Genomic DNA, 4,887 nt, shown 5'->3' on the forward strand with positions numbered 1-4,887 from the left:
GAAGTCACTCTCCATGAAATTCATCAACACTGCAGATTTCCAATTAACTATTTTTATATAATATTAAAATCAAAAATTTAATCACTAATATATGGTGATTAAATGAGAATACTTCTTATTCATTCTGATTATTTAAACTACAATGTGAAAAAAGAGACACCTGTAGCCGAAGATATTGAAGAAGCCAAAAAAGAAGGCTCCTTTGATGATTCTTTAGTAGTATTTACAGCTGTTGAAAAAGATGACGAAGATAATCCAGAAGGTATCGTTAAAAATCTAGTTAAAGAAGTCATAAAAACTAATGATCAGGTTAAGGCAGAAAACATAGTGTTATATCCATATGCTCACCTGTCTTCATCATTAGGATCTCCAAAAGTTGCCGTTCAAATTTTGAAAGATGCAGAAGAGGCTCTTTTGGCTGAAAACTTGACTGTAAAGAGAGTGCCTTTCGGATGGTACAAGGCGTTTGAAATCTCCTGTAAGGGACATCCTTTAAGTGAGCTTTCAAGAACAATCACAGCCGAAGCTGAAGAGGAAAAGGTTGAAAGGAAACCTTCCAAATGGCAAATTCTTGAAGGAGACAAGATCACTCAAATCGATGACTTTGAATTCACAAACCGTGCCTTCAAGCAATTGGTTGACTATGAGCTCGGATGCGGAGCGTCTGACGAAGGGGAACCTCCACACGTCAAGCTTATGAGGGAAAAGGAAATCTGTGACTATGAGCCTGCATCCGATGTCGGTAACCTCAGATGGTACCCTAAAGGAAAACTCATAAGAGACCTTCTTGCAGATTACGTTTATGATTTGACTGTTGAGCGTGGTGCAATGCCTGTTGAAACTCCAATCTTTTATGATCTGGACAACCAGGCAATCTATGAGCACGCATACAAGTTCGGCGAAAGGCAATACAGAACCGACACCAAAAAGAAACTGATGCTCAGGTTTGCGGCCTGTTTCGGTGCATTCAGACTGATGTCCGATTCATACCTCACCTGGAAAAACTTCCCTGCAAAGATCTTTGAACTGACCAGATACAGTTTCCGTTATGAGAAAAAAGGTGAAGTTGTCGGACTTAAAAGATTAAGGGCATTCACAATGCCTGATTGCCACTCATTCTGTACCGACGTTCAGGCATCCTTGGAAGAATTCTCCCAACAGACTGACATGTGTATGCAGACCGGTGTGGACCTGAACCTGGACTTTGAAGTCATATTCAGGGCAACCCAGGACTTCTTTGATGAAAACGAGCAGTGGATGTATGAGATTGCCGGCAAGTTCAAAAAACCGATTCTATTGGAAATCTTACCTGAAAGGCACCATTACTGGGTATGCAAAATCGACCTTGCAAACATCGACGCATTGGGAAGGCCTATTGAAAACCCTACTGTCCAAATCGATGTTGAAAGCGGTAAAAGGTTTGACATAACCTATCTCGGTGAAGACGGCGAGCAGCACAACCCTACAATCCTGCACACATCCCCTACCGGAAGTATCGAAAGGGTGTTATGCGCAATGCTTGAAAAGACTGCCCTTGAAATCAACGAACGCGCACCAATGCTTCCAACCTGGCTGAGCCCTATTCAGGCAAGAATACTGACAGTCGGTGAAAACCACAAGGAATTTGCAGAAGAGCTCTATGCAAAAATCAACTCCGCAAACATCCGTGTTGACATTGACGACAGGGATGAAAGCGTCGGCAAGAAAATAAGAAACGCAGCGAAAGAATGGATTCCATACATTTTCGTCGTTGGAGACAAGGAAGCTGAAACCGGCAGATTCCAGGTGACTGTACGTGAAACCGGTGAAAAAGTCGACATGACAGTCGATGAGTTAATTGATGAGATTAATGCTAAATGTGAAGGAAAACCTTTCAGAAAATTGCCTTTGCCAAAGGATATATCAAAAAGGATTAACTTCCAATAGTTTATTAAAAATAAAAGTTATAGTATAATATGGAGGAAATTTAATGGACCCAATGTATAATATAGGAGAAGCTCTTATTGGAGACGGCCCTGAATTAGCACACATTGATTTATTAATCGGTGATAAACAAGGACCAGTTGGTCAAGCTTTCGCTAATGGTTTATCAAATCTTTCTGTAGGCCACACTCCTTTAACCAGTGTAATTAGACCTAACTTAATGACCAAACCGGCTACTTTAATCATTCCTAAAGTAACTGTCGGAGATTTAGACGATGCAAGTAAAATTTTCGGACCTGCACAAACCGCCGTTGCAAGAGCAGTTGCTGATGCAGTGGAAGACGGATACATTCCAAAAGACATTGTTGAAGATATCGTAATCAATGTCAGCGTATTCATCGACCCTTCCGCAAAGGATTTCAGAAAAATCTATCAGTACAACTACGGAGCAACCAAACTCGCAATCAGAAGAGCTATGGAAGGCTATCCTGACATCGAAAAAGTGCTTGCAGAAAAAGACCGTGGAACTCACCCAATCATGGGATTCAAAGTCAAAAAACTTTGGTCACCACCATACCTGCAGGTTGCACTTGACCTTGACAATGAATCTGCAATGGAAAGAATCATCGCAGACTTGCCTGACAACGACAGGATCCTTCTTGAAGCAGGTACTCCACTTGTCAAAAAGTTCGGTGTTGGAATCATTGGCAAAATCCGTGCTTTACGCCCTGACGCATTCATCATTGCCGATTTGAAGACTTTGGATGTCGGTCGTGTGGAAGTTAAAATGGCAGCAGACGAAACCGCTGATGCAGTGGCTATTTCCGGTCTCGGTACCATCGAATCAATTGCAAAAGCAATTCACGAAACCCAAAAGCAAGGTATCTATTCCATCCTTGATATGATGAACGTCAAAGGATTTGAAGAAAAATTAGCACAGCTTCCTGATGATTTAAAACCGGATATCGTTTTATTACACAGAAATGTTGATATGGAATCATACAGAGCCGAACATGGTGAAGACGTAAGTGACATGACCGAATGGGGTAATATTAAGGATATCAAGAAAACACTAGGCAATAAAGGTCTTATCGCTGTTGCCGGTGGAATCAAACCTAACAATGTTGAAGAAGCTATCCAGAAAGGCGCAAACATCATTATTGCAGGCAGATACATTATCGGTTCAAGAGATGTAAGAAGAGCTGCACAGGACTTCCTTGAACACTTTGACCCTGATCCTGACAACATGAGACTTGCCATGGATGAAGACGAAAACATTGAAGTAAAAGACAAAGAGTAAATTAGATTAATTCTAATTTACAACTATTTTTTTTTAAAAGGAGTTTTTTTTATGGGATTTTGTAATTCTTGCGGACAGCCTATTGTAAAAGAGGACTACGGTACCAATAAGGACGGCAGTTTGAATCCGGAATTTTGTAAGGACTGCTATCAGAATGGTGAGTATACAGAACCGGACATAACTTTAGAAGAGATGATTGTTCGAAAAACCAAAGAGATGATGGAAAAAAATCCTAGACTTGCGGAAACTCAAGCGACCGGAATAACCGCATTTTTCATTCCGAGCCTAAAAAGATGGAATCCTGAGTTTCAGGATGACTATGAATCCCTTTAGGATCTGTTTAACATAAATTCTTTAACTTTGCTTGCGATATAGTCATCACGGGTTTGATGAGTCTTGATGTTATACAATTCGTCCTGCAGATCATTGAATTTATCAACCAAATCGTTGTATTCACCTAAAAGTGAATCATAATCTTTTTCTAAACTTTCATTTATTTCATAGATTTCAGCATAGCTGGTTTTTGTGTTGAGGTTTTCCTGTTTGAGATGGTCGTATTTTGTTGAAACCTTATTGTAGCTTTCGCGGATTGAGGCATGTTCCTCTTTCAGGTTTGAACATTTGGTTTTTAGGTTTTTGTTTTCTTCCTTGATGCTTGAATACTTTGTTTTGAGGTTTTCGTTTTCGGTTTTTATGTTGACGAACTTGGTTTTGAGGTTTTCGTTTTCAACAATCAGCTTGGAGTGCTTGTCCTTGATGCTTTCGTTTTCATGCTTTAGGCTGTTGAGGTTGTCCTGATGCAAATCCTCATACTTGTTTTCCATTTCATTTAAAGCGGCGCTTTGCTGTTTGATGGTGGCCTTTAGCTCTTCAATTTCCTTTTCATATTCTAAAGTAGATGGTTTATTGTTATTGTTTCCTGCAAGCTGTTTTTCCAATTCTTTCACTTCCTCAACATGTAAATAATTCGCTATTCTCAATACTTCAATTTCTTCCTCTCTACTTTTGAATTCCTCAATTTCTGAATTAGGGATAATAAGAACTTCTTCCTTGTTTTCATAGATGTCTTCATTTTTTGGCACTGTAATTTGAATCTGTTCTGTAGTGTATTTTTTCCTCTGACCATTTTTCAAAGTTCTGTTATACTCTCTAGAATACTTCTTTACAATACCATTCCCTACTTTCATATTATCCCCTAGTTTTTAATAATATAACTTTGATTTTTTGATTTAATAAATATTTGGTAGGTTGATTTCAAAAAAGTATTACTTTTTTGTAAAAAATGAATCAATTAGTAATACTTTAATAATATTTATTATGAACATATCACATAATACTATATGCAATTTAAAATTTGAGGGATTAATGTGTGTAGTCATAAAAAATTATTTTTCATAATTATTTTGTTGTCATTTTTCCTGTTTGCTCAGGTGAGCTTCGCCCAAAGCGATAGTAACCTGACTTTACAGGATGATTCGCATGATGAGTTATCAGTTGGCGAATCAAATGACTTGCATGAAAGTGATGCTAAAAATAAGACGGTATTTATAATTTCGGACAATCCCGGAACCAACATTATAGATTCGGCCTGTGACGAGATATACAATCAGGACGGATTATCAGGATTCAATATGGTTGTTCGAAGCGGAGATCAGATAAAGAAC

Annotated in this window: 5 protein-coding genes; 4 read left to right on the plus strand and 1 reads right to left on the minus strand. The window is 38.6% G+C overall.

Features of this window, described 5'->3' with window-relative positions; genetic code table 11:
* Nucleotides 1-102: 102 nt before the first annotated feature.
* The 3 genes from QZ138_RS11160 to QZ138_RS11170 are packed head-to-tail and all read left to right on the plus strand — an operon-like array spanning nucleotide 103 to nucleotide 3,556.
* Nucleotides 103-1,926, plus strand: a complete 1,824-nt coding sequence (locus tag QZ138_RS11160) for a threonine--tRNA ligase (RefSeq protein ID WP_292889091.1) — start codon at nucleotides 103-105, stop codon at nucleotides 1,924-1,926.
* 52 nt (nucleotides 1,927-1,978) lie between these two features.
* Nucleotides 1,979-3,223, plus strand: a complete 1,245-nt coding sequence (locus QZ138_RS11165; protein ID WP_292889095.1) for a bifunctional 5,6,7,8-tetrahydromethanopterin hydro-lyase/3-hexulose-6-phosphate synthase — start codon at nucleotides 1,979-1,981, stop codon at nucleotides 3,221-3,223.
* Between the two features lie 51 nt (nucleotides 3,224-3,274).
* A complete protein-coding gene (locus tag QZ138_RS11170; protein WP_292889092.1) occupies nucleotides 3,275-3,556 on the plus strand; it encodes a zinc ribbon domain-containing protein in 282 nt (93 codons plus the stop codon).
* On the opposite strand, the gene QZ138_RS11175 is transcribed toward QZ138_RS11170, so the two are convergent.
* Nucleotides 3,553-4,410 (minus strand): phosphoserine phosphatase, encoded by an 858-nt coding sequence (locus QZ138_RS11175; RefSeq protein WP_292889093.1) that lies wholly within the window; start codon nucleotides 4,408-4,410, stop codon nucleotides 3,553-3,555. The genes QZ138_RS11170 and QZ138_RS11175 overlap by 4 nt on opposite strands.
* A gap of 180 nt (nucleotides 4,411-4,590) precedes the next feature.
* Here QZ138_RS11175 and QZ138_RS11180 point away from each other — a divergent pair.
* A partial coding sequence (locus QZ138_RS11180; protein WP_292889094.1) for a hypothetical protein occupies nucleotides 4,591-4,887 on the plus strand: 297 nt, incomplete at its 3' end.

The sequence above is a fragment of the Methanobrevibacter sp. UBA212 genome, from assembly GCF_905233225.1.
In the GTDB taxonomy this organism is placed as follows: Archaea; Methanobacteriota; Methanobacteria; order Methanobacteriales; family Methanobacteriaceae; genus Methanocatella.

Coding starts and splice junctions, on each gene's coding strand:
- QZ138_RS11160 (WP_292889091.1), top strand. CDS start 103: ATGAGAATACTTCTTATTCATTCTGATTATTTAAACTACAATGTGAAA.
- QZ138_RS11165 (WP_292889095.1), top strand. CDS start 1,979: ATGTATAATATAGGAGAAGCTCTTATTGGAGACGGCCCTGAATTAGCA.
- QZ138_RS11170 (WP_292889092.1), top strand. CDS start 3,275: ATGGGATTTTGTAATTCTTGCGGACAGCCTATTGTAAAAGAGGACTAC.
- QZ138_RS11175 (WP_292889093.1), bottom strand. CDS start 4,410: ATGAAAGTAGGGAATGGTATTGTAAAGAAGTATTCTAGAGAGTATAAC.